At 71.7% G+C, this 22,268-nt stretch carries 23 protein-coding genes and 3 pseudogenes; 15 read left to right on the top strand and 11 right to left on the bottom strand.

The genetic code is table 11. The annotated features are described in order from the left end of the window. Positions 1–4: 4 nt before the first annotated feature. The 7 genes from PYS65_RS02930 (at position 5) to PYS65_RS02900 (ending at position 9,678) form a co-directional block, all read left to right on the top strand. Positions 5–1,138, top strand: coding sequence for a nitroreductase family protein (locus PYS65_RS02930; protein ID WP_279332157.1), 1,134 nt, complete (start codon positions 5–7; stop codon positions 1,136–1,138). Then, positions 1,135–2,874, top strand: a complete 1,740-nt coding sequence (locus PYS65_RS02925; RefSeq protein ID WP_279332155.1) for an ABC transporter ATP-binding protein/permease — start codon at positions 1,135–1,137, stop codon at positions 2,872–2,874. Before PYS65_RS02930 ends, PYS65_RS02925 begins: the two co-directional genes overlap by 4 nt. Continuing rightward, a complete protein-coding gene (locus PYS65_RS02920; protein ID WP_279332153.1) occupies positions 2,871–4,628 on the top strand; it encodes an ABC transporter ATP-binding protein in 1,758 nt (585 codons plus the stop codon). Before PYS65_RS02925 ends, PYS65_RS02920 begins: the two co-directional genes overlap by 4 nt. Positions 4,629–4,746: 118 nt before the next feature. Then, on the top strand, positions 4,747–6,243 hold the full coding sequence (locus PYS65_RS02915) for a Y4yA family PLP-dependent enzyme (protein WP_279332152.1): 1,497 nt from the start codon (positions 4,747–4,749) through the stop codon (positions 6,241–6,243). Beyond that, positions 6,240–7,577, top strand: a complete 1,338-nt coding sequence (locus tag PYS65_RS02910) for a pyridoxal-phosphate dependent enzyme (RefSeq protein ID WP_279332150.1) — start codon at positions 6,240–6,242, stop codon at positions 7,575–7,577. Before PYS65_RS02915 ends, PYS65_RS02910 begins: the two co-directional genes overlap by 4 nt. Then, entirely contained in the window at positions 7,574–8,797 is a 1,224-nt protein-coding gene (locus PYS65_RS02905; RefSeq protein ID WP_279332149.1) for an aminotransferase class V-fold PLP-dependent enzyme, read from the top strand. The genes PYS65_RS02910 and PYS65_RS02905 overlap by 4 nt, the downstream gene beginning before the upstream one ends. A gap of 80 nt (positions 8,798–8,877) precedes the next feature. After that, a complete protein-coding gene (locus PYS65_RS02900; RefSeq protein ID WP_279332148.1) occupies positions 8,878–9,678 on the top strand; it encodes a class I SAM-dependent methyltransferase in 801 nt (266 codons plus the stop codon). A 59-nt stretch (positions 9,679–9,737) separates the two neighbouring features. Here the strand turns inward: PYS65_RS02900 and PYS65_RS02895 are convergent, their stop codons facing one another. From PYS65_RS02895 to PYS65_RS02885, 3 genes and pseudogenes are all read right to left on the bottom strand, one after another. After that, positions 9,738–10,298, bottom strand: coding sequence for a GNAT family N-acetyltransferase (locus tag PYS65_RS02895; RefSeq protein ID WP_279332147.1), 561 nt, complete (start codon positions 10,296–10,298; stop codon positions 9,738–9,740). A gap of 194 nt (positions 10,299–10,492) precedes the next feature. Then, positions 10,493–10,756, bottom strand: a pseudogene (locus tag PYS65_RS02890) (permease); the annotation flags it as partial. Positions 10,757–11,018: 262 nt separating this feature from the next. Beyond that, the gene (locus tag PYS65_RS02885; RefSeq protein WP_279337828.1) at positions 11,019–11,471 is read right to left on the bottom strand and encodes a Fur family transcriptional regulator; all 453 of its coding nucleotides are present in this window, start codon (positions 11,469–11,471) and stop codon (positions 11,019–11,021) included. 515 nt (positions 11,472–11,986) lie between these two features. On the opposite strand from PYS65_RS02885, the gene PYS65_RS02880 reads away from it, so the two are divergent. The 4 genes and pseudogenes from PYS65_RS02880 to PYS65_RS02870 all read left to right on the top strand — a co-directional run bounded on the left by PYS65_RS02880 (position 11,987) and on the right by PYS65_RS02870 (position 14,286). Then, positions 11,987–12,541, top strand: coding sequence for an ATP-binding cassette domain-containing protein (locus PYS65_RS02880; RefSeq protein ID WP_279332146.1), 555 nt, complete (start codon positions 11,987–11,989; stop codon positions 12,539–12,541). A gap of 96 nt (positions 12,542–12,637) precedes the next feature. Then, positions 12,638–13,282: pseudogene (locus PYS65_RS35065) on the top strand (hypothetical protein); the annotation flags it as partial. Positions 13,283–13,349: 67 nt separating this feature from the next. Continuing rightward, positions 13,350–13,915: pseudogene (locus PYS65_RS35060) on the top strand (chorismate-binding protein). A gap of 59 nt (positions 13,916–13,974) precedes the next feature. Continuing rightward, on the top strand, positions 13,975–14,286 hold the full coding sequence (locus PYS65_RS02870; RefSeq protein ID WP_279332145.1) for a hypothetical protein: 312 nt from the start codon (positions 13,975–13,977) through the stop codon (positions 14,284–14,286). A 116-nt stretch (positions 14,287–14,402) separates the two neighbouring features. Here PYS65_RS02870 and rpsR read toward each other — a convergent pair whose 3' ends face one another. Genes rpsR through rpmG form a run of 4 tightly spaced genes read right to left on the bottom strand, consistent with a single transcriptional unit; the run spans position 14,403 to position 16,293 of the window. Next, positions 14,403–14,639, bottom strand: a complete 237-nt coding sequence (rpsR, locus tag PYS65_RS02865) for a 30S ribosomal protein S18 (protein ID WP_279332144.1) — start codon at positions 14,637–14,639, stop codon at positions 14,403–14,405. Between the two features lie 36 nt (positions 14,640–14,675). Beyond that, the gene (locus PYS65_RS02860) at positions 14,676–15,830 is read right to left on the bottom strand and encodes a CobW family GTP-binding protein (RefSeq protein WP_279332143.1); all 1,155 of its coding nucleotides are present in this window, start codon (positions 15,828–15,830) and stop codon (positions 14,676–14,678) included. Continuing rightward, entirely contained in the window at positions 15,830–16,084 is a 255-nt protein-coding gene (locus PYS65_RS02855) for a type B 50S ribosomal protein L31 (protein WP_279332142.1), read from the bottom strand. The genes PYS65_RS02860 and PYS65_RS02855 overlap by 1 nt, the downstream gene beginning before the upstream one ends. A gap of 44 nt (positions 16,085–16,128) precedes the next feature. Continuing rightward, positions 16,129–16,293 carry a 50S ribosomal protein L33 gene (gene rpmG, locus PYS65_RS02850; RefSeq protein WP_279332140.1) on the bottom strand — a complete coding sequence of 55 codons (165 nt, stop codon included), beginning with the start codon at positions 16,291–16,293 and terminating at the stop codon, positions 16,129–16,131. Positions 16,294–16,363: 70 nt separating this feature from the next. Here rpmG and rpmB point away from each other — a divergent pair, with 70 nt between their 5' ends. Together rpmB and rpsN are read left to right on the top strand one after the other, a co-directional pair. Continuing rightward, positions 16,364–16,600: a 50S ribosomal protein L28 gene (rpmB, locus tag PYS65_RS02845; RefSeq protein ID WP_279332138.1), complete on the top strand. Its 237-nt coding sequence runs from the start codon at positions 16,364–16,366 to the stop codon at positions 16,598–16,600. Continuing rightward, positions 16,600–16,905 carry a 30S ribosomal protein S14 gene (gene rpsN / locus PYS65_RS02840; protein WP_279332135.1) on the top strand — a complete coding sequence of 102 codons (306 nt, stop codon included), beginning with the start codon at positions 16,600–16,602 and terminating at the stop codon, positions 16,903–16,905. Before rpmB ends, rpsN begins: the two co-directional genes overlap by 1 nt. 187 nt (positions 16,906–17,092) lie before the next feature. On the opposite strand, the gene PYS65_RS02835 is transcribed toward rpsN, so the two are convergent. From PYS65_RS02835 to PYS65_RS02820, 4 genes are all read right to left on the bottom strand, one after another. Beyond that, positions 17,093–17,416: a hypothetical protein gene (locus PYS65_RS02835; RefSeq protein ID WP_279332133.1), complete on the bottom strand. Its 324-nt coding sequence runs from the start codon at positions 17,414–17,416 to the stop codon at positions 17,093–17,095. 463 nt (positions 17,417–17,879) lie between these two features. Beyond that, the gene (locus tag PYS65_RS02830; RefSeq protein ID WP_279332131.1) at positions 17,880–19,067 is read right to left on the bottom strand and encodes a GTP-binding protein; all 1,188 of its coding nucleotides are present in this window, start codon (positions 19,065–19,067) and stop codon (positions 17,880–17,882) included. Between the two features lie 6 nt (positions 19,068–19,073). After that, positions 19,074–19,244, bottom strand: a complete 171-nt coding sequence (rpmF, locus tag PYS65_RS02825; RefSeq protein ID WP_279332128.1) for a 50S ribosomal protein L32 — start codon at positions 19,242–19,244, stop codon at positions 19,074–19,076. Between the two features lie 737 nt (positions 19,245–19,981). After that, a complete protein-coding gene (locus PYS65_RS02820; RefSeq protein WP_279332126.1) occupies positions 19,982–20,233 on the bottom strand; it encodes a hypothetical protein in 252 nt (83 codons plus the stop codon). Between the two features lie 660 nt (positions 20,234–20,893). On the opposite strand from PYS65_RS02820, the gene panD reads away from it, so the two are divergent. Both panD and PYS65_RS02810 read left to right on the top strand, forming a co-directional pair. After that, on the top strand, positions 20,894–21,313 hold the full coding sequence (panD, locus tag PYS65_RS02815) for an aspartate 1-decarboxylase (RefSeq protein WP_279332123.1): 420 nt from the start codon (positions 20,894–20,896) through the stop codon (positions 21,311–21,313). 44 nt (positions 21,314–21,357) lie between these two features. Continuing rightward, positions 21,358–21,705 (top strand): GNAT family N-acetyltransferase, encoded by a 348-nt coding sequence (locus PYS65_RS02810; protein WP_279332121.1) that lies wholly within the window; start codon positions 21,358–21,360, stop codon positions 21,703–21,705. The last annotated feature ends 563 nt before the right edge of the window (positions 21,706–22,268 follow it).

Below are 22,268 nucleotides of genomic sequence, written 5' to 3'. Positions count from 1 at the left end.
CGCTGTGGAAGACCACCGCGAGGACCCGCCGACGGGCCTCGTCGCCGCCCTCGCCCGGGCCCGCTCCCCGGAGCGCCCCGGCCCCGACACACCCGCCGGAGCACCCGTCCGGGCCTGGGCGGGCTCGCCGCGCCCGATCCCGGAGGCCGGCCCCGCGAACCTCGACCTGCGGACTCTGCTGCGTCTTTCCCTGGCGGCCTCGGACACCTCCGGACGCCTCAGGCCCACCCCCTCCGCCGGTGCGCTGCACCCGGTGGACACCGAACTGGTCGTGGGCACCGGCTGCTCCCTGCCGCCCGGCCGCTACGGCTACGACCCGCTGCGCCACCGCGTCCACCACGTCGGCCCGCCCGTCGACGGCACGCCGCCGGGCGTGACCGCCGCACTCTCCGTCACCGCACAGCGCACGGTGTCCCACTACGGCCATCGGGCCTGGCCTCTCCTGCTGCTGGACACCGGGCACGCCGCCGCGGCGTTGCTCCTGGCGGCCCGCGTCCTGGGCGTGGGCGAATCCGACGTACGGATGGACGGACGCGCCGAGAACCCCCTGGCCGTCGTACGCATCCCACCGCCCGACGGGCGGAGCCCGAGGCGCCCTGCAGAGACTGAGGACCCGCCCACCCCGGCCGACCTGCTGGCGCGCCGCAGTACCCCGCCACCGTTGCCGGGCCTCCCACCCCGCGATGCACTGCGGGCAGTCCTGGCGACCGCCGAACGGGCCGGGGGCGGTGGCCTGTTGCGCTGGAGCGCCGCGGTCGGCCCGCCTCGGCCCGGCCTCATGGAACTGACCCCCGAGGGCACGACCCTGCGGCGCTACGCGTCCGGCGAGGCCCGTCCGACGCTCGCGGCCTGGGCCGCGGGCCAGGCGTGGCTCGCGGACGCCGGCGCCGCACTGCTCGCCCACGGCTGCCCCACGGACGCCGACACCGCGCACATCCGCCGCGCCCACCTGCGAGCCGGCTTCGCCGTCCACCTGGCCCATGTCGCAGCCCTGCGCCACGGGCTGGCGGCCCGGCCCGTCGGCTCCTGGCAGCAGGCGGATCTCGGCGCCGCCCTCGGCGCCGCGCCGGGCCGTGACTGGGTCGTGCACGCCCTGGCCCTCGGCACCCGCCACGCCGACGAGGAGAACTCCACATGATCGTCCACCCCGAGCTGCGCCGCGCCGCACGGCGCGCACGGCGTCCCCTGCTCGCGGCCGCCCTCTTGCAGGGAGCCGTCACCCTCACCCACCTGACGCAGGCCGTGCTGCTGGCCCTCGCGCTCGCCGGCCTGGCCCGCGGTGACACCGGCCAACTCCCGTGGCTGCTGGCCGCGGTGCTCGCCGTCGTCACCGGCCGCGCCGGTCTCGCCGTGTGGCAGCGGCGCACCGCCACCCGCGCCGGGGCCCGGGTCAGGGTGGCACTGCGCGACGAACTCCTCGCCCACCTGGGCCGGCTGGGGCCCGCATACCTGACCACAGCGCGGGCGGGAGCCGTCCGCACCACCCTGGTCGAGGGGGTGGAAGGGGTCGACGCCTACGTCTCCCGCTACCTGCCCCAGCTCCTGGTCACCCTCGCGGTACCACCCCTGGTCCTCGCCGTCCTCGCCGTGGTCGAACCCCGTGCCCTCCTCGGACTCGTCCCCGCCCTGCTCCTGGCCCTGCTGGGCCCGCGCGCCTGGGACCGGCTCCTCGCCACCCGCGGAAAGGAGCATTGGGACACCTACGAAGGACTGGGCGCCGACTACCTGGAGGCCCTCCAGGGCATGCCCGCCCTGCGCGCCGCGGGCGCCGTCGGACGTACCCGCGCACGCCTGGAGGAGCGGTCCGCGGCCCTGCACCGCGCGACCGTCGCCAAACTGCGTGTGTCCCTGGTCGACACCGGCATCACCGACCTCGCCATTCAGGGCGGCACCGCCGCCGCAGCGCTCCTGGCGTGCTGGTCGGCCGTCACCGGATCCACCACCGCGGCCGGCACCTATCTGGTGCTGCTGCTGGCCTCCGAGTGTTTCCGCCCGGTCCGCGACCTCGCCCGGGAATGGCACGCCGGCTACCTGGGGGTGTCGGCCGCCGACGGGCTGGCGGCCCTGCGCTCGGCCGAGCCGGCGGTCCCCGACACCGCAACGGCGCCCGCGCACTGGCACACTCCGCCCGAACTCCGTTTTCACAAAGTCCGGTTCACCTACGACGGTGCTCCCGCACCCGCCCTGGACGGTGTCTCCTTCACCGCGCGAGCGGGACGGACCACCGCGATCGTCGGGCCGTCCGGCGCGGGCAAGTCGACCCTGCTGGCCCTGCTCCTGCGCCATCACGACCCGAAGGAAGGGCGGATCACCCTCGACGGGCGCCCCACGACCGAGTGCGCGCTCGACTCGCTGCGGCAGGGCATCGCCGTGGTCTCGCAGGAGACGTACCTGTTCCATGCCACCATCGCCGACAACCTGCGTCTTGCGCGGCCCAGCGCCACTGACGACGAGCTCACCCGGACGGCGCGCGCTGCCGGGATCCACGACGAGATCGCCGCCCTCCCGGACGGCTACGCCACAGTCCTCGGCGAACGGGGCGCCACGCTCTCCGGCGGCCAGCGACAGCGGCTCGCCCTCGCCCGGGCCCTGCTGTCCGACGCCCCGGTCCTCGTTCTCGACGAGGCCACCAGCGCGGTCGACGAGCGGCGCGAGGCGGACATTGTTCGGGAGCTGCTGAAGGCGGTCGGCGGGCGGACCGTCCTGGTGGTCGCCCACCGGCTCGCGGCCGTGCGGCACGCCGACCAGATCGTCGTCCTCGACGCGGGACAGGTGGACGCCGTCGGCGACCACACTGGCCTGGTCGAGGCCGGCGGCGTCTACACCCGGCTCGTCGAGGCCGGCCGCGCCCACCGAGGGGAACTCGCCGCATGAGCACCGTCACCGGTCCCGCCGCCACCGGGGCGGACGTCCCCGCGCGGGGCGCGCTGCGGGCCCTGCTGCCCGCCCTCGCGGCACACCGCGCCATGACGGCCCGCACCTGTGCCGCCGCGCTCCTCGAACAGGGCTCCCTCGTCGCGCTGGTGACCCTGGCCGCGCACACCGTGGGCACCGCCGTCATCGAAGGGCGCGCACCCGCGGCCGGCACCGTCTCCGCGCTCGTCGCCCTCGTTCTCGTACGGGCCCTGACGACCTGGCGGGAGATGGACCTCTCGCACGACCTGGCCTACCGGGTGCTGGCCGCACTGCGGGTCCGTGTTTTCGACGGACTGGCCCGCAGCGCGCCCGCCCGGGTCGCGGGCCGGCGCAGCGGCGACCTCGCCGCCACCGCCATGGCCGACGTGGAGGCGCTGGAGTTCTTCTACGCCCACACCACCGCCCAGCTGCTCGCGGCGGGAACGGTCTTCACCGGCGGATCGGTGCTTCTGGCCCTGGTGGAGCCGTGGCTGCCGGTGGCCGTGCTGCCGGTCGCGGCCCTGCTTGCCGCGGCGCCCTTCGCCGACGCCCGCGCACGCACGGTACGCGGCGGCCGCACCCGCACGGCCGTGGCCGCGTTGTCGGCCGACACGGTGGAGACCGCCGACGGGCTGCGCGAACTGCTTGCCTTCGGTGCTCTGGCCGGACGCCGCCGCAAGCTGGCGGAGCGGGGGCGGCAGGTGGGCGACGCCCAGCGTGCCGAGGCCACCTGGGAGGCCGTCGCCGCCGCCGTCCGCGACCTCCTCATCGTGGTCGCGGTCCTCGGCGTGGTCGCCGCGGCGGCGCATTCCGTGACCTCCGGACGGCTGCACGGCGCGTGGGTCCCGGCCGCGATGGCGCTGGCCCTGTCCGTCCTCGGCCCGGTCGCGGAGTCGGCCCGCGCCCTGAGCCAGGCCGTGGCCCTTCGCGCCGCCGCCGCTCGCGTCGACGCGGCCGTCAAGGCCCCCGCCCTCGCCCCGCCGCCCACCGCACCACGTCCCCTGCCTCCCGGACCACTGGGCGTCCGGCTGCACCGAGTGAGGTTCGACTACGGCGGCGGGCCCGTGCTGGACGGCGTGGACCTCACCGTCCACCCCGGCCGGACACTCGCCCTCGTCGGCGCTTCCGGCGCCGGCAAGTCCACCTGTGCCCACCTGCTGGCCCGCTTCTGGGACCCGTCCGCCGGTGAGGTCCAGCTGCTGCCCGCCGACGGCGAGCCCGTGGACGTGAGGGAGGTGGACGACGCGGAACTGCGGCGGGCGGTGGTCCTGGTGGGACAGGACACCCCCCTCTTCCACGGCACCCTCGCCGAGAACCTGCGGCTCGCCGTGCCCGAGGCCGACGACCGGGTGCTGGCCGAGGCGGCACGGCTGTGCGGCGTCGACCGGATCGCGCCCCTGGACACGCCCGTCGGTGAGCGGGGCGCCACGCTGTCCGGCGGTCAGCGGGCCCGCATCGCCCTGGCCCGCGCGCTGCTGGCCGGACCGCGCGTCCTCGTGCTCGACGAGTCCACCGCCCACCTGGACAACACCGGCGACGCCGAACTCGCCACCGTGCTGCAGGAGGAGAGCCGCACGACGATCTTCATCGCCCACCGCCCGGCCACCATCCGCCGCGCCGACCGCATCGCAGTCCTGGAGGGCGGCCTCATCACGGAAGAGGGAACCTGGGAGGAACTCACAAGCCGCCCCGGCAGCGCGCTCAACCGCATCCTCAGCACCACCCCCTCCTGAGCACGGGACTTCGCCCCGGGAGCCGGACCAGTGACGCTTAGGGGCGGGTGTACCTGGAAACGACTACTCCCGAACGATCGTCGCGTCGGCGGTCGGCCGGTACCGGGAGGGGTCTCACATGGATGTGCCCTTGTATCTGAGGCCGAGGGTGGATCCGCCGCTCGCCTCACTGCTGACGGACCGGCCCTTCCTGCACTCGCTCGTCGACGCGCTGGGGTCGCCGCTCAACGTGCTGCTCCCCGAGGCCGTGGCCGAGAACGCCGCCCGCTTCCGTGCCGTCTACCGCCGCCACCATCTCACCGGGCGGGCGTACTTCGCGCACAAGGCGAACCGGTCCAGCGCCCTGCTGCGGAGACTGGCGGCGGAGGACCCGGCCACCGTCGGCGTCGACGTCGCCTCCACGGAGGAGCTGAGGCACGCACTGGGTTGTGGGTTCACCGGCGACCGCATCATGGCCACCGGACCCAAGGACGCCGCGTTCCTCTGGCTGGCCGCGCGCGTCGGAGCCACGGTCAACCTGGACTCGCCCGGGGAACTGGAACGTCTCTCCGGCCTGGTGCGCGCGCACGGGCTCGGCCGAGTCGCCGTGCTGGTACGCCTGTCGGGGTTCGAGCACGCCACCGGCCACGGGGGAGCGGGCACCCGGCTGCTCTCCCGGCGCAGCCGCTTCGGCACCCCGGTGCGGGATTCGGAGGCGCTGCTGTCGGCGCTCGAACGCAACGCGGACGCGGTGGAGTTCGTTGGCGCCGCCTACCACATGGACACCACCGGTGTGGAGGAGAAGGCGCGGGCGCTGGAGCAGTGCGTGCTGTTCATGGACGAATGCCGGGCGCGGGGACTCGCGCCGCGCGCCCTCGACATCGGGGGCGGATTCGGTGTCGGCTACGTCGCCGAGGCGGAGGAATGGGAGCGGTGGACCACCGCGCTGACCGAGGCGGTGCTCGGCGTCCGTCCGCCGTTGACCTGGCGCGGTCACGGATACGGGCTGCGCAACGAGGGCGGCACGGTGCGCGGTGCCGCCGCGCTGTACCCCGCTTACCGCCCCACCGCCGGACCCGGCTACCTCGACGAGCTTCTCTCCCTGCCTGCGCCGGTGCTGGGCCGCCCGCCCGCCACCCTCCTGCTGGAGCACCTCCACGACCTGTACATCGAACCCGGTCGCTCCCTGGTCGACCAGTGCGGGCTGTCGCTCGCCCGGGTGCTGGACGTACGGCCCGCGGACATGGACGCCGGGCAGTACCTGGTGCGTCTCGCCATGAACGCGGGTGACATGAGCCTGGAGGAACACGGGGTCCTGGTGGACCCCGTCCTGCTGCCGCGTGGCGAAGCGGCGTCGGGCGACGGGGAGCCGGTCGGCGTCTACCTCACCGGCAATCTGTGCCTGGAAGGTGATCTCCTCACCCGCCGCCTGGTCTTCCTGCCCCGGCTGCCGCGGGCGGGGGATCTGCTGGCCTTCGCCAACACCGCCGGATACGCCATGGACTTCCACGCCCATCACGCGCAGCGCCAGCCCGTCGCGCGGACGGTGGCGGTGGAGCGGCGGGACGATTCCTGGCGCTGGTGCCCGGACGAGGACTACTGGCCGATCACACCCTTGGGGGGAGCAATCGGATGAGGTACGACAGCATCACCGAGGCCATAGGCAACACGCCTCTGGTGCGCATCGATCCCGCCGTACACGGTCTGCGCAACATCGACCTCTACGCCAAGCTGGAGATGCTCAATCCGTTCGGGTCCGTCAAGGACCGGCCCGCCTGGCACATGGCCCGGCCCCATCTGGAGGCCGCGGCCGACGGCGACGGAACGGTCGTGGAGCTCTCCAGCGGCAACACGGCCAAGGCCCTGGCCCTGCTGGCCGGTATGCACGGAGCGAGGTTCAAGAGCGTCACCAACCGGATGCGGGTACCCGAGATCAAGGAGCTCCTCCTGCTCCTCGGCGCCGAGATCGAGGAACTTCCCGGGCGCAGCGAGTGCCTCGACCCGACCGACACGGACGACCCGCTGACGCACTTCCACCGGGCCCTCTCCGATCCGGGGAGCACCTACCTGCACACCGACCAGTACTTCAACCCGCGCAACGTCGAGGCGCACGCGGAGGGTACCGGTCCCGAGATAGTGAAGGACCTGGACGGCCGGGTGCCGGACTGGTTCGTCGCCTGCGTGGGCACGGCGGGTTCGTCGACCGGTGTCGCCAGGGTCCTGCGCGAGCACGACCCGCGTGTGAGGGTCCTCGGCCTGGTGGCCCACAAGTCGGACTTCATACCCGGCATCCGCACCATCGACGAGGTCCACCAGGTCGGCCTGTTCGACCCGGCGACGTACGACACCATCGAGTCGGTGACCTCGGACGAGGCCATCGACGGGATGATCACCCTGATCCGCCGCTGCGGAATGCTGAGCGGACCGACCGGCGGCGCCGCCTACCAGGGGGCGGTGCGGCAGCTGCGGTACGCCGACGCCGAGCTGGACGGGACGGGGCAGCGCCGGACGGCGGTGTTCATCGTGTGCGACCGGGCCGAGAGCTATCTCAGCTACGTGCGTCAGCGACGCCCCCAGCTCCTGGGCCGGACCGGCCGCGGGCACTCCGCGTCGGCCGTCACCAACGCCGAGGCCCGTGCGGAGGCCCGCGTCATCGACGTGGACGACGCCCGGCGCTGGTCCGCCGAGGGTGATCCCCGGCCCCTCGTCGTCGACCTGCGCAGCCCGCACGCCTACGCCGCCCTGCACATCGAGGGCTCGGTCAACATCGTCGACGAGGTGTTCGAGGATCTGCTCCGCGGCGGGCTCCCCTTCAGCAAGCGCACACCCGTGCTGTTGGCCTGTCCCGTCGGCGAGAAGTCACTGCGCTACGCTGCCGTGCTGTCCCGGATGGGCCACCCGGACGTCCGCAGTCTGGCCGGCGGGATCGTCGCCTGGCGGGACGCGGGCGCACCGCTGGTACGCGAATGAGCCCGGCGCGCCCGCTTCCCGCCGGGGAGCCCGAAAACCCGCTCTGGCAGAAGGAGGTGAGGGAACAGTTCCCCATCGTCACCGCGCATCCGGAGCTGGCATACCTCGACAGCGCGGCCACGTCACAGAAGCCACGTGCCGTACTGGAGGCCGTCCAGACGTACCTCACGACGTCGAACGCCAACGCGGGCCGCGGCACCTACCCCTGGGCCAACCGGACCACGGAACTGGTGGAGTCGACTCGGGAGCGGGTCAAGGAGTTCCTCCACGACCCCGAACCGGGCCGCTGTGGCGTCCACTTCACCAGCGGCACCACCGAGGGTTTGCGTACCGTCGCCCGTGACTGGCTCGTGCCGTACCTCGGGGACGGGGACGAGATCCTCGTGCCGTACGCCGACCACCGGGCCAATCTCGACCCCTGGCTCGAGGCCCGCCGGCTGCTGGCCGAGCGTGGTGTCGAGGTCCGCGTACGGGCGCTGCCGTACCAGGCGGTCTCCGGCGACTACGACCACCGGGCCCTGGCCGAGGCCATCGGCCCGCGGACCCGCTTCGTGGCCGCCACCCACGTCCACCACGTCTACGGCGGCGACATGAACGTGCACCGCATCCGCGAGGCGGTAGGCCCGGACGTACCGATCTGCCTGGACGCGGCGCAGAGCGTCGGTCACCTGCCCGTGCACCTCGACGATCCGTCGCTGGACGTGGACTTCGTGGTCTTCTCCGGGCACAAGGCGATGGCCCTGCCCGGATCAGGCGCGGTCTGGGCGCGCAACGCGCGGGGGCCCGTGTTCCGTCCGGGCGGCTGGCAGGGCACGCCCAACACGGTGGGCATCGTGTCGCTGCGGGCCGCACTCGACTGGCTCGACGCGGCCGGAGTCGAGCGGATCGCGCGCTGGACGACCACGCTCACCACCCGGCTGACGGACCGGCTCGGACAACTCGGCCCGTACGAGGTCCTCGGCTGCCCGGCGAGCCTGGCCGCCCACTCCCCACTGCCCGCGGCCCAGCGCCGCCACGGCATCGTCACCTTCCGCCACCGTGACATCCCGTCCGACGACCTCGGGTTCATCCTCTTCAGCCACGGTTTCATGGTGCGCGCCGACAGCCTCTGCCAGGCCGGCACCGACGAGCGGGACGGATCCGTACGGGTGAGCCTGCATGCCTACAACACGGCAGAGGAGATCGACCGCCTGCTGACTGTCCTCGCGTCGTTGACGTGAACGGCAACTGATAACCGTTTCCACCTGTAGATTCGTCCGTGCCCACGGATGGACGAGAGACGGATGAGGTGGCGCGAGCGATGGGCGTGAGCATGGGGACGGCCAGGGCCTGGGTGGAGCGCTGGGAAGGGCAGCAGGAACGGTACGCGGTGGACCGCGAGGAGCGGTTCACCGTGATCGCGGACGTCGTCGAGCACACCATCGCCGGCCGTGCCCACCCTCTCCTGCTCGACCTGGGATGCGGTCCCGGCTCCCTGGCCGCCAGGCTCGCCGCCCGCTTCCCGCGCGCGGAGATCATCGCCGCCGACATGGACCCCCTGCTGCTGGAGCTGGGGCGCACCCACCATGCCGACGCCGCCCGCTACGTCGACACCGTCATCGGCGAGGAGGGCTGGACCCGGGCCCTCGGACTGCGACGTCCCCTGGACGCCGCCCTCTCGACGACCGCGCTGCACTACCTGCCCGAGCAGACGCTGCTGCGCACGTACCGCTCCCTCGCGTCCCTGCTCCGCCCCGGCGGCGTCCTCGTCAACGGAGACCACTTCCCGCCGGGCGCGGCACAGTGCGCGGACCTCACCGCCCATGTGGGCCGTCGCAGGTCCGAGCGTACGGGCGGCCGCGCACAGGAGGACTGGCGGTCCTGGTGGGACGCCGCGGCCCGGGACCCCGAACTGGCGGACCTGTTCGACGAACGCGGACGGCGCCAGGCCGTCCGCGCCGGGAGCGGGGGCGACGAGCGGGTGACGGTGCACCGCCACGCCGAGTTGCTGCGCCGGGCGGGCTTCGCCCATGTCGCGCCGGTCTGGCAGTTCGGCGACAGCACCGTCCTGGTGGCGATCATGGGCGACACGCGCGGACTCCCCGCTCCCCTCAGGACCTGAGGACGGCAGCCGGGAAAGCCGCTTGGGACCGTTGCGGGGAACGGGTAGGCCAAGGCATTTCACAGAGCCAGACTCATCAGGATCTCGTCCCGGCCGTCACCGGGCGCCACCCGCAGCGCGCCCGGCCACCTGCCGACCTCCGTCCAGCCCGCCTTGCGGTAGAACTCTTCCAGCCCCGAACCGGACCGTACGCCGAGCTGCAGCCGTTCCAGCCCCACCTCGGCACGCCCCACGCGCTGGGCGTGCCGCATCAGTGCGATTCCGACACCCATGCCACGGAAGTGCACATGTGTCTGGACGTGGTTCACCACGCCGCAGTGCGCCACGAGAGGATGCGGCTCGCGGCGAAGCAGCAGCCAGCCCGCGAGCGCGCCGTCCATGGTCGCCAGGAGGAGCCTGCTGTGCTCAGGGGACAGTCCACGGGTGATTCTCCCGACCGCCGGGCGGAGCGCCGCCTCGGTCACCGGCGGGAGCGGGCAGTCCATGGGGACGACGGCCCCTCCGGCGTTGACGACTGCCGTCCAGCACGCGGTGAGGACCCGTCGGACGGCTGCGGTGGCGTCATGGGGCCGGCTGAGTTGTGCGATCACGGGAGTAGGTGACACCTCAGGCGCTGTCATAACCGGTAGCTTGCCAGGCGTGCGATTCCGAGTGCGCCGTCCGCTGCCCCTGTCAGCGTTCCTCGTACGGGTCCGACGGCTCCGCGACCCGTTCGACGGGCGTGGCGTCCAGCACCGGGGGGCCAGGCCGAGGGGGAACCCAGTTCGCCCTCGGGACGCCACGTGCCTGTCGCGGTCACCCATGTGCCGGTCTCCGCGGCGCCCGCGACGGGTACGGCGAGGGCTTGGCTGCGCGGCAACAGCCGGGTGAAGACGCGCTCGGGCACGAAGGCACCGATGGCCGCTGAGACCAGCGCGCCGAGCAGGAGGAACGGGAGGCCCTGAACGACGATGGCGGTGAACACCGTCCACCGGGCAGCGACGGGCGGAGCGTAGAGGTCGAGCGCGAGCGCGGGGCCGAGGAGACCGGCGACCGTGACGACGGTGACGAGTGTGGATCCGCCGAGGACGACATGCACGACCGTCCACGCGACGAGGCGTACGGCATCGGTGAGCCCGCCTCACACCAACGCGTGATTCCTGGTGCTCACACCACTCGGCCTCACCGCCCGATCACCCGGACGCACCGCCCACAGGGAGTTGCGGGCAGCTACCACGCGGCGCCCGCCCGGAGCAGCTTGGCGAGACACGGGCGTGGTGCCGGAGCGGCCTGCGCACGGTGGGGGTTGGGCGAGCGCGATGGACGGGGACCCACGCCGCAGGCCGGACGTGAAACGCCGCTCAGGCGTCCTGCACGGCCGGGTTCCGCGCGGTCGGGCCGACGCGGCAGCGGTCGCAGACGCCGGTCAGTTCAATGGTGTGTCCCACCTCGGTGAACCCCATGGTCTCGGCCAGGTTGTCCGCCCAGCGTTCCACGGGGTCCGCGTCGACCGCCGTGCTGGAGTCGCAGTCGCGGCAGACGAGGTAGTGACGGTGCCCGTCGGCGGGCCGCGGGCGATAGAGACGTCCCCCAGTCCTGTCCCGCACGACGTCGACCTGCCCTGAGCGGTTCAGGGCGTGCAGGGTCCGGTAGACCGTGGTCAGGCCGACGGTAATGCCCTTGGCTTCGAGGGCCTCGTGCAGTTCCTGCTTAGAGGTGAAGCCGGCGCGCTCGTACAAGGCGCTCAGCACGGCCGTCCGCTGCCGTGTCGGGCGCCAGGGGGCTGGTGACCGCGTTGCCGGTGCGTCGCGCAGGACGCCCCACCTCCCAACGTGCGGGTCGGTCTCAACGACGGAACGGGCCTCGCATGGACCGGACGTCTCTGGTGGCGCAGCGAGGTGTTGCACATGGCAATCATCCCTAATATGGAGTCAAAGAGATAGCGGTCCTGGGGGGTTGGTCCTGCTCGTCCGCTTCATCGACAGCGTGTCGTCCGCCGCCCGGGCGGCGCGGGCATGGGCATCGCCCGCAACACCCTGGAACGGCTCGGCGCCGTTCTCGACGAACCGCCGCTCCCGCAGCCCGCCGAGCCGAAGACACCTTGCGACGCGAGCGTGGAGTTCACCGGGGTCGGCTTCCGCTACGACGTCGGAACGGCCGACGGAGCTTCGGCACGTCCGGTCCTGCACGACGTGACCTTCCGCCTGGCCGAGCGCGGCATGACCGCCCTGGTGGGGCCCCGGCGCCGGCGAGACCACGGTCGCCGGCCTGATCGCCCGCTTCCGGGACACCACGGAGGGCACCGTCCGCATCGGCGGCGTGGGGGTCCGTGAGATCGTCGCCGACGAACCTAACCGCCCATGTCTCCCTCGTCTTCCGGGACGTCTACCTCTTCGACGGCACAATCGAGGAGAACGTCAGGATCGCGGCCCCGGACGCCGCCCCGGGCGGACTGTCCACAGCCGCGGATCTGCCCGGGCTCGATCGGGCGATCGCGGAGCTGCCCGACGGCTGGGACACCAAGGTGAGGGAGGGAGGCGCGCGGCTGTCCGGCGGGCAGCGCCGGCTCGTGTCCATCGCCCGCGCACCGTTAAAGGACGCTCCGATCCTCGTCCTCGACGAGGCCACCGCCGCACTCGGCCAGGAGAACGAGGTGCTGTTTGCCGAGGCCGTGCGCACCCTGGCCGACCACAAGACGCTGCTGGTCATCGCGCACCGGCTGAGCACCGTCGTGCGCGCGGACCAGATCCTGGTCCCGGAGGACGGCGAGATCACCGCGCGAGGCACGCACGACGACCTGGTCACGGTGGCCGGCACGTACGCGTCCTTCTGGCGGCGGTGGGCCCGGGCCCACCGCTGGCGGCTGGAGGCGGCACGGTCATGACCCCGCACCTGGCACCAGCGGCCCACCGGACACAACCGCGGCGTCGAAGGGAAGGCACGACACGATGAGCACCGGCCTGATGAACACCTGGGACTCATGGGCGGACTCCTGCCGCCACTCGCGTGCTCAAGCCCCCTGAAGCCCTGCCACGACCCCGCGGTCACCGCCGCCCGCCTCGCCCAAGCCGCTCTCGCCGCCCCGTACATGGTCTACGAGGCAGCAGGCGGTTACCTGGCACTTCGCTGCGGGCTCCGCCGTGAGCCTCACCGTGTACGCGACCGGCATCACCGCGCGGGCGGCGGGGCACACCTGGACCTCTTCCACCGACGGCAGGCCAAAGCCGGTGTTCGCCGACGCACTGCGCGCCCGGTCCGTGGTCCGCGCGGTGGACGGGACGTGGCTCCGCAAGGTCGCCGACCTGCCGGCGGAGCCGACGACCCCGCAACTTCCACCGGACGGGACCGCTCCGGACGTGACCGAGCGGATCATCGCGGCCGGCACCGCCGCCTATGGAAGCGCGGGAACTGTCGAGGACATCCGTGCCGGGATTCTGGAGAAGGCCGTCGTCTCCCGGAGGTCCCGCTGCCCGCCGGACCACCCATGGACTTCCCCGCGACCTATCTCGCGGGCCGCCGGGCCAACACCCTTGTTCGCTCCTGCTTGCTGTATCTCGGCGGCTATCGGGCAGCCGGGTTCAGCCCGGAGACCGTCCTGGAGGTCGGGGAGAACGGCAGCGTCAGCACCCAGGCGCTCGCCGGCACCCGCGCCCGCGGTACGAACCCGGCGGAGAACGAGCGCCTACTCGGCCGTGGTGTGCCGGCCCGATTCCGTGGCGGTCGAGGAGTCCACGGCGGTCCGGCCGCGCGGTTCGGTACAGCACCCCGCCTCGCGGGTGACAGGCCGGCTGCGGCCCGACGAGGGAGCGTGGGACGTCTTCGCCTCCCTCTTCCCGCGATCACCGCCACCGGTGTCTCCAAGCGCTCCGCCCTCCGGACCCTGGCCCGCCACGAAGAGGGACCCCGTGGCCTGTACGGCGACGCGGTCTTCCGGGGGAGCACCGGCGACGCTCTCAACGCGGCCCTCGTCCTGCGCACCCTCATCGGTAGGGGCGACGAGACATACCTGCGCGCGGGCGCAGAAGTCACCGCCCAGTCCAGCCCCGAACGCGGGATCGGGGAAACCTGCGAGAAGCTCCGAAGCGTCGTCCCACATCTGAGGTTCGCCATTCAGCAGGTCCCGGATCCGACTGTGCACACCGCGAACCGCGGAACGGATCCTCCGGTAAAGCATCGAAAATCATTATCGGCAGCACGCTGTGCAATCAGCCTGTTTGCTGATGTGTGTTCTTCGTGGCAGCGTTCTCCGCGAGGGTAGAAAACAGGAAGGATACTGGAAGCTGCCGTCGCGAACATGCGGTGGTCTGATTCATGGAGATGAGTGAAGTGGCGACATCCCTGCAACATCAGCCGCATTCAGGGCACGGTCATGCGCACGGAGAGGGCTGCGGCCACGTGGCGGTCCCCCACGGTGATCACGTCGACTACGTGCACGATGGGCATCTGCACCGTGAGCACGACGGCCACGCGGATGAGTGCGAGGCGGGCGAGCACCGTGAGCACGCCCAACACGCCCACGCGCACGGTGAGGGCTGCGGGCACGTGGCGGTCCCCCACGGTGACCACATGGACTACGTGCACGACGGCCACCGTCACGCGGCTCACGAGGGCCACTGGGACGACCACTGACTGTTTCAAGGACACCCCTCCCAGGAATGCAGAATGCACCCCTGCTCCTAGGGGTGCATTCTGTGCGCTTTCGAATTCCCTGCAGAAAGGCTTGCGCAGGGGGGAGCGGTCGCTTCTCACCGGCTCGAGTACGGAAGGAGCGCCATCTCACGGGCGTTCTTGATCGCCGTGGTGATCTGTCGTTGCTGCTGGGCCGTGACGCGGGTGACGCGGCGGCTGCGGATCTTGCCGCGGTCGGAGATGAACTTCCGCAGCAGGTCGGTGTTCTTGTAGTCGATGTAGGTGATGCCGGCCGCGTCCAGCGGGTTGGGACGGGACTTCAGCGGCTTGCGGGGACCTTGGCGGGGGGCCATGGTGCTCCTTCTGTGTTGGGGTGGATGGGGCCTGTTCTACGCAACGGGGTCGAGCAGAGAGTCGAAGGCGGATGGCAGTTGTTTCCACGCTTCGGGGCCTGCGGTGTACTCGGCGTCGGTGAGTAGGCAGGACTCCAGCACCCGCGCGAGTCCGTCACGGTCCAGGCCGGGTGAGGTGAAGACGAGGTGCTGGCAGCGGTCCCCGTGTTCGGGGTGCCAGTCCAGTGCGGCGGCCGCTCGGCGTACGGGCGGGACCATTTCCCAGGCGGCATCCGGCAGGGAGGCGAGCCATGGGCCGGCGCTCTCTACGCACAGGGCTCCGCCTGCGGCGTCCCAGGCGAGCAGGGTGTCGGGGCGGTCGGCGAGCCAGAACCGTCCGCGGCTGCGGGCGGCGGCGCAGCAGAGGTCTTCGAGCGCCTGGTAGAGGCGTTCGGGGTGGAACGGGCGGTGGCGACGCCAGACGAAGGTGGTGACGCCTGCTTCGTCGGCTTCCTGGGGGAGTAGGGCGCAGGCGGGGTGCTGGGCTGCTGCCGCGGCTTCGGCGTCGAAGCCGGCGAAGGCCAGTCGGGCGAGCTCCGGAGAGTCGGCGCTCACCTGCCTGGCGGTGGGGTGGAGTTGGGTGAGGAGCGCCCGGTCCTCGTCGTCGGCGTCCTCGCTGTCCGCGACGGCGAGGACGGGGGCGTACTCCAGTTGCCTGGCCCAGGTGTCGCCGACCGTGCGATGGTCGGCGGCTGCGGCCGCGAGGCCCGTCTCGGCGAGGTCGTCGCCGTTGCCGAGGCAGGGGAGTACGAGAGCCGGGTCCACCGCCGTGATTACGTTGGTGAGCCGCACCGCGTCGGCACCGTGCCGGACGATGACCTCGGCCATCCCTTTGGGTTCTACGGAGTCCCACAGTTCGACGACGGCGAGCCGGCTGAGGCCGGCGTCCGCCAGCCGTTCCAGCTCGGGGACCAGGTCCTCGCGCAGCGCACAGCACGCGCAGTCGTTGACCAACGGGGCCTCGCCTCGTGTCAGTTCACCCGAAGCATCGCGCACCTGGCGCAGGACGGTGCCGTCGGCCGCTGTGGACAGGTCGTGGTGAAGGGCGACGCTGTCGGGTACCAGGCGCAACAGGCCCTCCACGACCTTCCTGCGCGCCTCGCGATGGAGCCCGGCGACGATGACCACGGGCAGCCCGGTCTCGTCCCCCATCAGTTGGCTCCGCTCCGACCGTACCGGCGTTCGAAGCGCTCGACTCGCCCGGCGGTGTCCAGGACCCGGGCGGTCCCCGTATAGAAGGGGTGGCTGACGTTCGAGATCTCGACGTCGACCACCGGGTAGGTGTTGCCGTCCTCCCACTCGATCGTCTTGTCACTGGTCATGGTGGAGCGGGTGAGGAACGCGTAGTTCGCGGCACGGTCGCGGAAGACGACGGGGCCGTAAGCGGGGTGGATTCCGTGCTTCATGGGGCGTCCTTGGGATCGGGGGCCGGTGGTGGAGTGGCGGGAGGTCAGCGTTCCTCGCGGAAGTCGACGTGGCGCCGGGCGATCGGGTCGTGCTTGCGCAGCACCATGCGGTCGGGGTCGTTGCGGCGGTTCTTGCGGGTGACGTACGTGTAGCCGGTTCCCGCGGTGGAGCGGAGCTTGATGATCGGACGTACCTCGTTGCGTGCCATGAGCGCTACTATATGGGAATGGTTTCCATTATCGAAAACTAGTCGTCCCCGATGAGAGGCAGGTACGACCTTGTCCGCCCACTGCCAACTGACTGGTGCTCAGCCGGGCTTCGGCAACACCATCTCCCACTCGCATCGGCGCACTTCGCGCCGTTTCGACCCCAACATCCAGCGCAAGCGCTACTGGCTGCCCAGCGAGGGGCGGCATGTCCGGCTGACGCTCAGCGCGAAGGCGGTCAAGACTGTCGACAGCATCGGCATCGAGGCCGCCGTGGCCCGCATCCGCGCCCGAGGGGGAAAGGTCTGATGGCCAAGAAGAGCAAGATCGCCCAGAACGAGAAGCGCAAGGCGACCGTCGAGCGGTACGCGGCCCGCCGTGCCGAGCTGAAGGGAGTCATTCGCCGGCCGTCCTCCACCGACGCCGAACGCCGGGCCGCAGTGGAAGAACTGCGGCGCCAGCCCCGCAACGCGAGCGCCACCCGGGTGCGCAACCGGGACAGCGTGGACGGGCGACCGCGCGGTCACCTGCGGAAGTTCGGCCTGTCACGGGTCCGCCTGCGTGAGCAGGCCCACGCCGGCTTCCTGCCCGGGGTCACCAAGTCCTCCTGGTAGCCGCGCCGCTCGCACAGCGGGCGGAGCCGCCGGCTGTGACTCGGCGGAGTCATGGCCGGACCTCCCGCGGAGCGTGCCAGTGGATGTCAGGGCAGGCGCAGGAGGTTGAGCCGGTAGCCCTCGGCCTGGGGGAGCCGCTGCGCGGCCATGGCGGACACCATCTGCTGGTAGGGGAGTGGCGACTGGGCTACCAGGTCCTCGGGCAGGCTGGTGAGGGTGTGTGACGCCGGGTACTCGTGCCCCGACCACCAGTCGGCCAGTTGGGCGGGGCGGGGCAGTGCCAGTGCAAGCGGGTCATGACCTTGCTGAGGACGTCGTGCTGTTCCTGAGTGTCGAAGAAACCGAGGCCGGCGGTGCCCGGGGCCAGCAGGGCGCCCGGGAAGTGGTCGGCGAGGAGGTCGATGACCTCGCGCACGCCGGGTTCGTGCAGGCAGGACAGTACGGCCTCCGCGACGAACAGGTATGGCCCGGTGGCGTGCGAGGCCACCTCCGCGGCCCACGCCTCGTCCATCGCCGAGGCCGTCGGGCGCTGTCCGTGAAGAAGTTCCCGCGTGGGCCGATCCCATCGGGCAGGTCGAGGTCGAACCACCGGGCGCGGCCGTTGTCGACACGTTCGTGGCGCGTGTTGGGTCCGGTGCCGATCGCGACCGCGGTGGCGTCGGGGTGCGCGGACAGGGAGTCCGCCACCCACCAGTCGAAGAGGAGGGTGCGCAGCAGCGCGCCGGTGAGGCTCGGGAGATCGCCGAAGCGTCCGAAGTCGTAGTCGATCGAGGCGACGATCTCTTCGGCCTGTGCGTCCCTCAGAAGTGCGTGTTCCTCGCGGTTCTCACGGCGCGGGCATACAGCGGTATGAGGCGGGTCTCCTGCACCGTCGCCAGGCGCGGCTTCTTCCTGTTGTCCATGAGTGGCCTCTCCGGCACAGGTGTGTACCGGGCCGGACGGTGCCGTGGCTGCGACCACCGCCCGCCGGAGTTTCAGTGCCCCGTCACGGTGGTGAGGGGGTCGTGCTCGTGCGCGCAGCTCTCGTCGAAGGCGTAGGTGTCCCAGGCGGGGAAGGGGTCGGAAGCGGGCAGGGCTTCGCCTTGCTGCATGAGGCAGCCGGTCAGGGCCGCCCGCAGGGCCTCGGCGTTCAGCTGGGTGCCGATGAACACGAGTTCCTGGACGAAGGGGCTGTCGGTGTTACGCGCGAAGGAGGGCTCGAAGCGTGCCACCGAGCCGGCCTGGGACCACAGTCCCGTCACACGGGGCCGGCTGGCCAGCGTGAAGAAGCCCTTGGACCTGAGCACCTGTCCGTAGCTGCCGCTGTCCAGCGATTCGGTCACGAACGACCACAGCCGCCCTGGGTGGAAGAGTGTTCCGGAGCGGAAGACCGTCGACGAGATGCCGTACTCCTCCGTCTCGGGAACATGGTCGCCGTTGAGCTCCCTGACCCAGCCCGCAGCCTGCTGCGCCCGCTCCAGGTCGAAGCGGTCGGTGCCCAGGACCTCGCCGACCGGTACGCGGCCCCGCACGGCCGGCACCACGCGGGCGGCGGGGTTAAGCCGTGCCAAGGTGGCGCGCAGCCGGTCGGCGGACACGGCGTCGACGAGATCCAGCTTGTTGAGGACGATGACGTCGGCGAACTCGATCTGGTCCATCAGCAGGTCGCTGACCGTGCGTTCGTCGTCCTCGTACTGGTCCAGGCCCCGTGCGGCCAGTTCGTCGCCTCCGGCCAGCTCGGGCAGGAAGTTGGCGGCGTCCACCACCGTGACCATCGTGTCCAGCCGGGCCAGTTCGTCGAGGGTGGCGCCGTCGTCGCGGGCGAAGGCGAAGGTGGCGGCCACCGGCATGGGCTCCGAGATGCCGGAGGACTCGATGAGGAGGTAGTCGAATTGTCCCTCGCGCGCCAACCGGTCCACCTCTTCGAGCAGATCGTCGCGCAGGGTGCAGCAGATGCATCCGTTGGTCATCTCGACTAGGCGTTCCTCGGTGCGCGACAGGGCTGCCTCGCCTCCGCGCACCAGGGCGGCGTCGATATTGACCTCGCTCATGTCGTTGACGATGACGGCGACACGCAGGCCCTCGCGGTTACCGAGAACGTGGTTGAGCAGGGTGGTCTTGCCGGCGCCGAGGAACCCCGACAGGACGGTGACGGGCAGGCGCCGCGAGGGGACGTGGCTCATGCGGTGTCAGCCCTCGGGGCGGAGCAGGCCACGCTCGTACGCCTTGGCCAGCCGCTGAGGGACGCGGTACGGCACGCCGCCCACCGTGACCGTCACCAGCTGCGGCGTCGTGGCCTTCCACTGCGCGCGACGGTGTCGGGTGTTGCTGCGCGACATCTTGCGTTTGGGTACGGCCATGAGGAGACCTCCGGGTGCGATCGGTGAGCGAGGCAGACGATACATGAAAATGAATGTCATTACGATCCGCGTTGCTGTGGCGATCCGGCTCGGCGCCCTCCTGAGGTGGCCCCACGGCGCTGTCCCGGTTTGACGGGGAGTGACGGACGGATCGGGAAAGTGGGTCGCCAACTGCCCGCGGAGGGCGGCCCGGGGTGGTGTCGTGGCTGTGACCTGTCGCTACCGTGCGCTCTGCGGCCTCGCCTGGTCGATAGCGCTGTCGTGATCCGCCCGGGCTCACTGGGGTCCTCGGTGTAACGAAGGGGCGTAAAAGGTACGGAGGTGGCGCGTCGCGTGAGTCAGGGGTGTGCCGGTTGGTCCTGATCCTGCATCTCGCTGCCACTGCCCGGTTCTCCACTTGCGCCGGAGAGTGCGGCGTATGACGTCGCATCAGGTGAGTCGGCATCCAATCGGCATCGGACAGGGGCAGGCTTCCGCCAAGGCATCCGGTCGACGGCTTGACGGTAGTCTCCTTGCGCAGATTGCGCAGGTGGGGAGGCTACTCGCCACGGTGCGCGACGTTGTGCGGAGTCTTCGAGTTGCAGGCATGTCGATGTACAGTGAACGAAGCGCCTGACCTGCGGAAAGTTGGCAGGGAGCCGTCTTCTGGGAGTCCAAAGTGCTGCACCGGCCCCACCATCCGCACCACCGTGGTGGCCCTCTCGGGCCCCAGCGCGGTCAGGTGCCTGACATGGTTCTCATGCTCCTGCTTCGCACGGCGCAGACTCGACGGTGAAGGCGTCCAGCGCGGCCTTCGCATCGATCTCTATATGCTGCTGGGCACACAGCAGCATCAGATTGTCCGCCTCATCCCGCAACGCCTTCTCCAACAGATCCCCGCCGCGCGGCGAGCACGGATCAGTGCTCTGCCCGACGATGTGCGCGACCTCCCCCAAAGGAAGCGTCCGTCCCGACATCGCCCCCTCCAGCAGGTACGCGTTGCACAGCATGCACCTGCCTCCACTGCGCACCCACACGGCGAGAACCGCCTTGGATGAAAGACGGCTCCGTTTCCCGCCGCTCCCGCTCATCAGCACTGCCTCCATCCCTTCGCGACAGACCAGACGCTAGACGACACCTCCCCTGACACCAGGGGGGATACGACAAAGCGCGGCGCACCCTGGAAGTACGGCTCCGCACGAGGACGTGTCCGTGGCGGACCGATACGCGCCCGTAGTGGGCGTCGTCGAAAGCCTCGGCAGAGCTGCCGGCATATCCAGCCCCCGCTGCACCTGCGAGTCATGCGGCCGGTTGGACGCCAGCCGCGCCTCAACTTCACCGGGGCCCGGGGTGTCGGTCCTCATCGCGTCGGCGGCGCTCACTGACGCCGACCACCTCGTATCCCTGCCCTCACGCTCCCGATGCGCCGTCAGGTAGGTCGGCGTTTCGTCAGCATCGGTCCCTGGCGCGTTCCGCGAAGAGTGTTCGGGTAGGGGCGTGTTCGGCGAGCCGCAACAGCCTGGTTCGTACGGAAGCCCAGGCAGGGAGCCGGCTCACCGAAGTGAAGCGATGTTCCTCACAATCTTCGACTCGGGCGAGTGCCAGTTGTAGAGTGACACCGCCCTTGACCTGCACAAAGCAGGCAGGGAGCCGTCTTCCAGGAGTCCAAAGTGCTGCGTACTCTGTTCAAGTCCAAGATCCACCGCGCCACCGTCACCCAGGCCGACCTGCACTATGTGGGGTCCGTGACGATCGACGCCGATCTGCTCGACGCCGCCGATCTGCTGCCCGGTGAGCTCGTGCACATCGTCGACGTCACCAACGGGGCCCGGCTGGAGACGTACGTCATCGAGGGGGAGCGGGGCTCGGGTGTCGTCGGGATCAACGGGGCCGCGGCGCATCTCGTCCACCCCGGTGACCTGGTGATCATCATCAGTTACGCTCAGGTGACCGACGCCGAGGCGCGGGCGCTGGAACCCCGGGTGGTGCACGTGGATGCCGACAACCGCATCGTCGCCCTGGGTGCCGACCCGTCCGAGCCGGTGCCGGGGTCGGACCAGCAGCGCAGCCCGCAGGCCGTCACGGCCTGACCGGCGCGGACGGTGGCAGGCAGAGGCAGGAGCGTGATGTGTCCATGAGCGACATCGAGATCCGCGACGACCGGGCGGCGGGCCGCCTGGAGGCGGTGGCGGGCGACGGCGAGGTCGTCGGCCGGATCGAGTACTTCGTGCTCGAAGCTCCCGAGCACGCGATCGTTCCGGTCCACACCGTCGTGGAACCCGCCCACGAGGGCAAGGGCATCGCCGGCTCTCTGGCCCGCGAGCTGTACGCCACGGCCGCCCGTGAGGGCGTCGCGGTCGCCCCGCTCTGCCCGTACGTCGTCAAGTGGGCCGAACGGCACCCCGACCAGGCCCCGGCGGCCTCCCCGGAGCTCCTCCGGGCGGCGAAGGCGTGGCTGGCGGCGCACCCCGGACGCTTCTGACCTCGCCGGACGACCCCCGTGCCGGGGGTCGTCCGGCCGACGGCGCCCGGTCCCGCTTCGAGGCGGGCGACACGGCGGTGTCCGGTATGGGGAGGGCGCCGGTCGGCCCCGCGCCGTCCTGCGGGGGAGTGACTGGGGGCGCGGCCGTCGGGTAGGCGGGGGAGTAGTCCAGAGCCGACGTCGACCGACTGGCCGGAGGACACCCGCCATGACGCAACCGCACCCGGACCCCGTCCCACCGAGCCCCACCCCGGACCCCGGCACCCCCGGGCCCGCTCCGGACCCCGTCCCCCCGGGGCCCGCCCCGGGGCCGGACCCCGAGCCGGTCCCACCCCCCGAGCCGCCCCCCGGCCCGGGACCGACACCCCCGCCCCCCGCCCCGGGACCGCCTGCCCCGGGACCGCCCGCTCCGGGGCCGACCCCGCCCGTCCCCGGGCCGCCGCCACCCCCGCCGGGGCCGCCCGGACCGTCGCCCTCGCCCATTCCGCCCGGCCCCGGGCCCGTCCCCGCCCCGGAGCCGGGCCCGCCGCTCACCTGACGGCCGGTACGGCGAGCGGGCGCCC

Source organism: Streptomyces cathayae (assembly GCF_029760955.1).
Lineage (GTDB): Bacteria > Actinomycetota > Actinomycetes > Streptomycetales > Streptomycetaceae > Streptomyces > Streptomyces cathayae.
This window is presented reverse-complemented; position numbering and strand designations above follow the sequence as displayed.

What these genes read in the sequence shown, in the direction of transcription:
- PYS65_RS02925 (WP_279332155.1), top strand. Translation starts at nt 1,135, where the DNA reads ATGATCGTCCACCCCGAGCTGCGCCGCGCCGCACGGCGCGCACGGCGT.
- PYS65_RS02920 (WP_279332153.1), top strand. Translation starts at nt 2,871, where the DNA reads ATGAGCACCGTCACCGGTCCCGCCGCCACCGGGGCGGACGTCCCCGCG.
- PYS65_RS02915 (WP_279332152.1), top strand. Translation starts at nt 4,747, where the DNA reads ATGGATGTGCCCTTGTATCTGAGGCCGAGGGTGGATCCGCCGCTCGCC.
- PYS65_RS02910 (WP_279332150.1), top strand. Translation starts at nt 6,240, where the DNA reads ATGAGGTACGACAGCATCACCGAGGCCATAGGCAACACGCCTCTGGTG.
- PYS65_RS02905 (WP_279332149.1), top strand. Translation starts at nt 7,574, where the DNA reads ATGAGCCCGGCGCGCCCGCTTCCCGCCGGGGAGCCCGAAAACCCGCTC.
- PYS65_RS02900 (WP_279332148.1), top strand. Translation starts at nt 8,878, where the DNA reads ATGGGCGTGAGCATGGGGACGGCCAGGGCCTGGGTGGAGCGCTGGGAA.
- PYS65_RS02895 (WP_279332147.1), bottom strand. Translation starts at nt 10,298, where the DNA reads ATGACAGCGCCTGAGGTGTCACCTACTCCCGTGATCGCACAACTCAGC.
- PYS65_RS02870 (WP_279332145.1), top strand. Translation starts at nt 13,975, where the DNA reads ATGAGTGAAGTGGCGACATCCCTGCAACATCAGCCGCATTCAGGGCAC.
- rpsR (WP_279332144.1), bottom strand. Translation starts at nt 14,639, where the DNA reads ATGGCCCCCCGCCAAGGTCCCCGCAAGCCGCTGAAGTCCCGTCCCAAC.
- PYS65_RS02860 (WP_279332143.1), bottom strand. Translation starts at nt 15,830, where the DNA reads ATGGGGGACGAGACCGGGCTGCCCGTGGTCATCGTCGCCGGGCTCCAT.
- PYS65_RS02855 (WP_279332142.1), bottom strand. Translation starts at nt 16,084, where the DNA reads ATGAAGCACGGAATCCACCCCGCTTACGGCCCCGTCGTCTTCCGCGAC.
- rpmG (WP_279332140.1), bottom strand. Translation starts at nt 16,293, where the DNA reads ATGGCACGCAACGAGGTACGTCCGATCATCAAGCTCCGCTCCACCGCG.
- rpsN (WP_279332135.1), top strand. Translation starts at nt 16,600, where the DNA reads ATGGCCAAGAAGAGCAAGATCGCCCAGAACGAGAAGCGCAAGGCGACC.
- PYS65_RS02835 (WP_279332133.1), bottom strand. Translation starts at nt 17,416, where the DNA reads ATGGACGAGGCGTGGGCCGCGGAGGTGGCCTCGCACGCCACCGGGCCA.
- PYS65_RS02830 (WP_279332131.1), bottom strand. Translation starts at nt 19,067, where the DNA reads ATGAGCCACGTCCCCTCGCGGCGCCTGCCCGTCACCGTCCTGTCGGGG.
- rpmF (WP_279332128.1), bottom strand. Translation starts at nt 19,244, where the DNA reads ATGGCCGTACCCAAACGCAAGATGTCGCGCAGCAACACCCGACACCGT.
- PYS65_RS02820 (WP_279332126.1), bottom strand. Translation starts at nt 20,233, where the DNA reads ATGCTGTGCAACGCGTACCTGCTGGAGGGGGCGATGTCGGGACGGACG.
- PYS65_RS02810 (WP_279332121.1), top strand. Translation starts at nt 21,358, where the DNA reads ATGAGCGACATCGAGATCCGCGACGACCGGGCGGCGGGCCGCCTGGAG.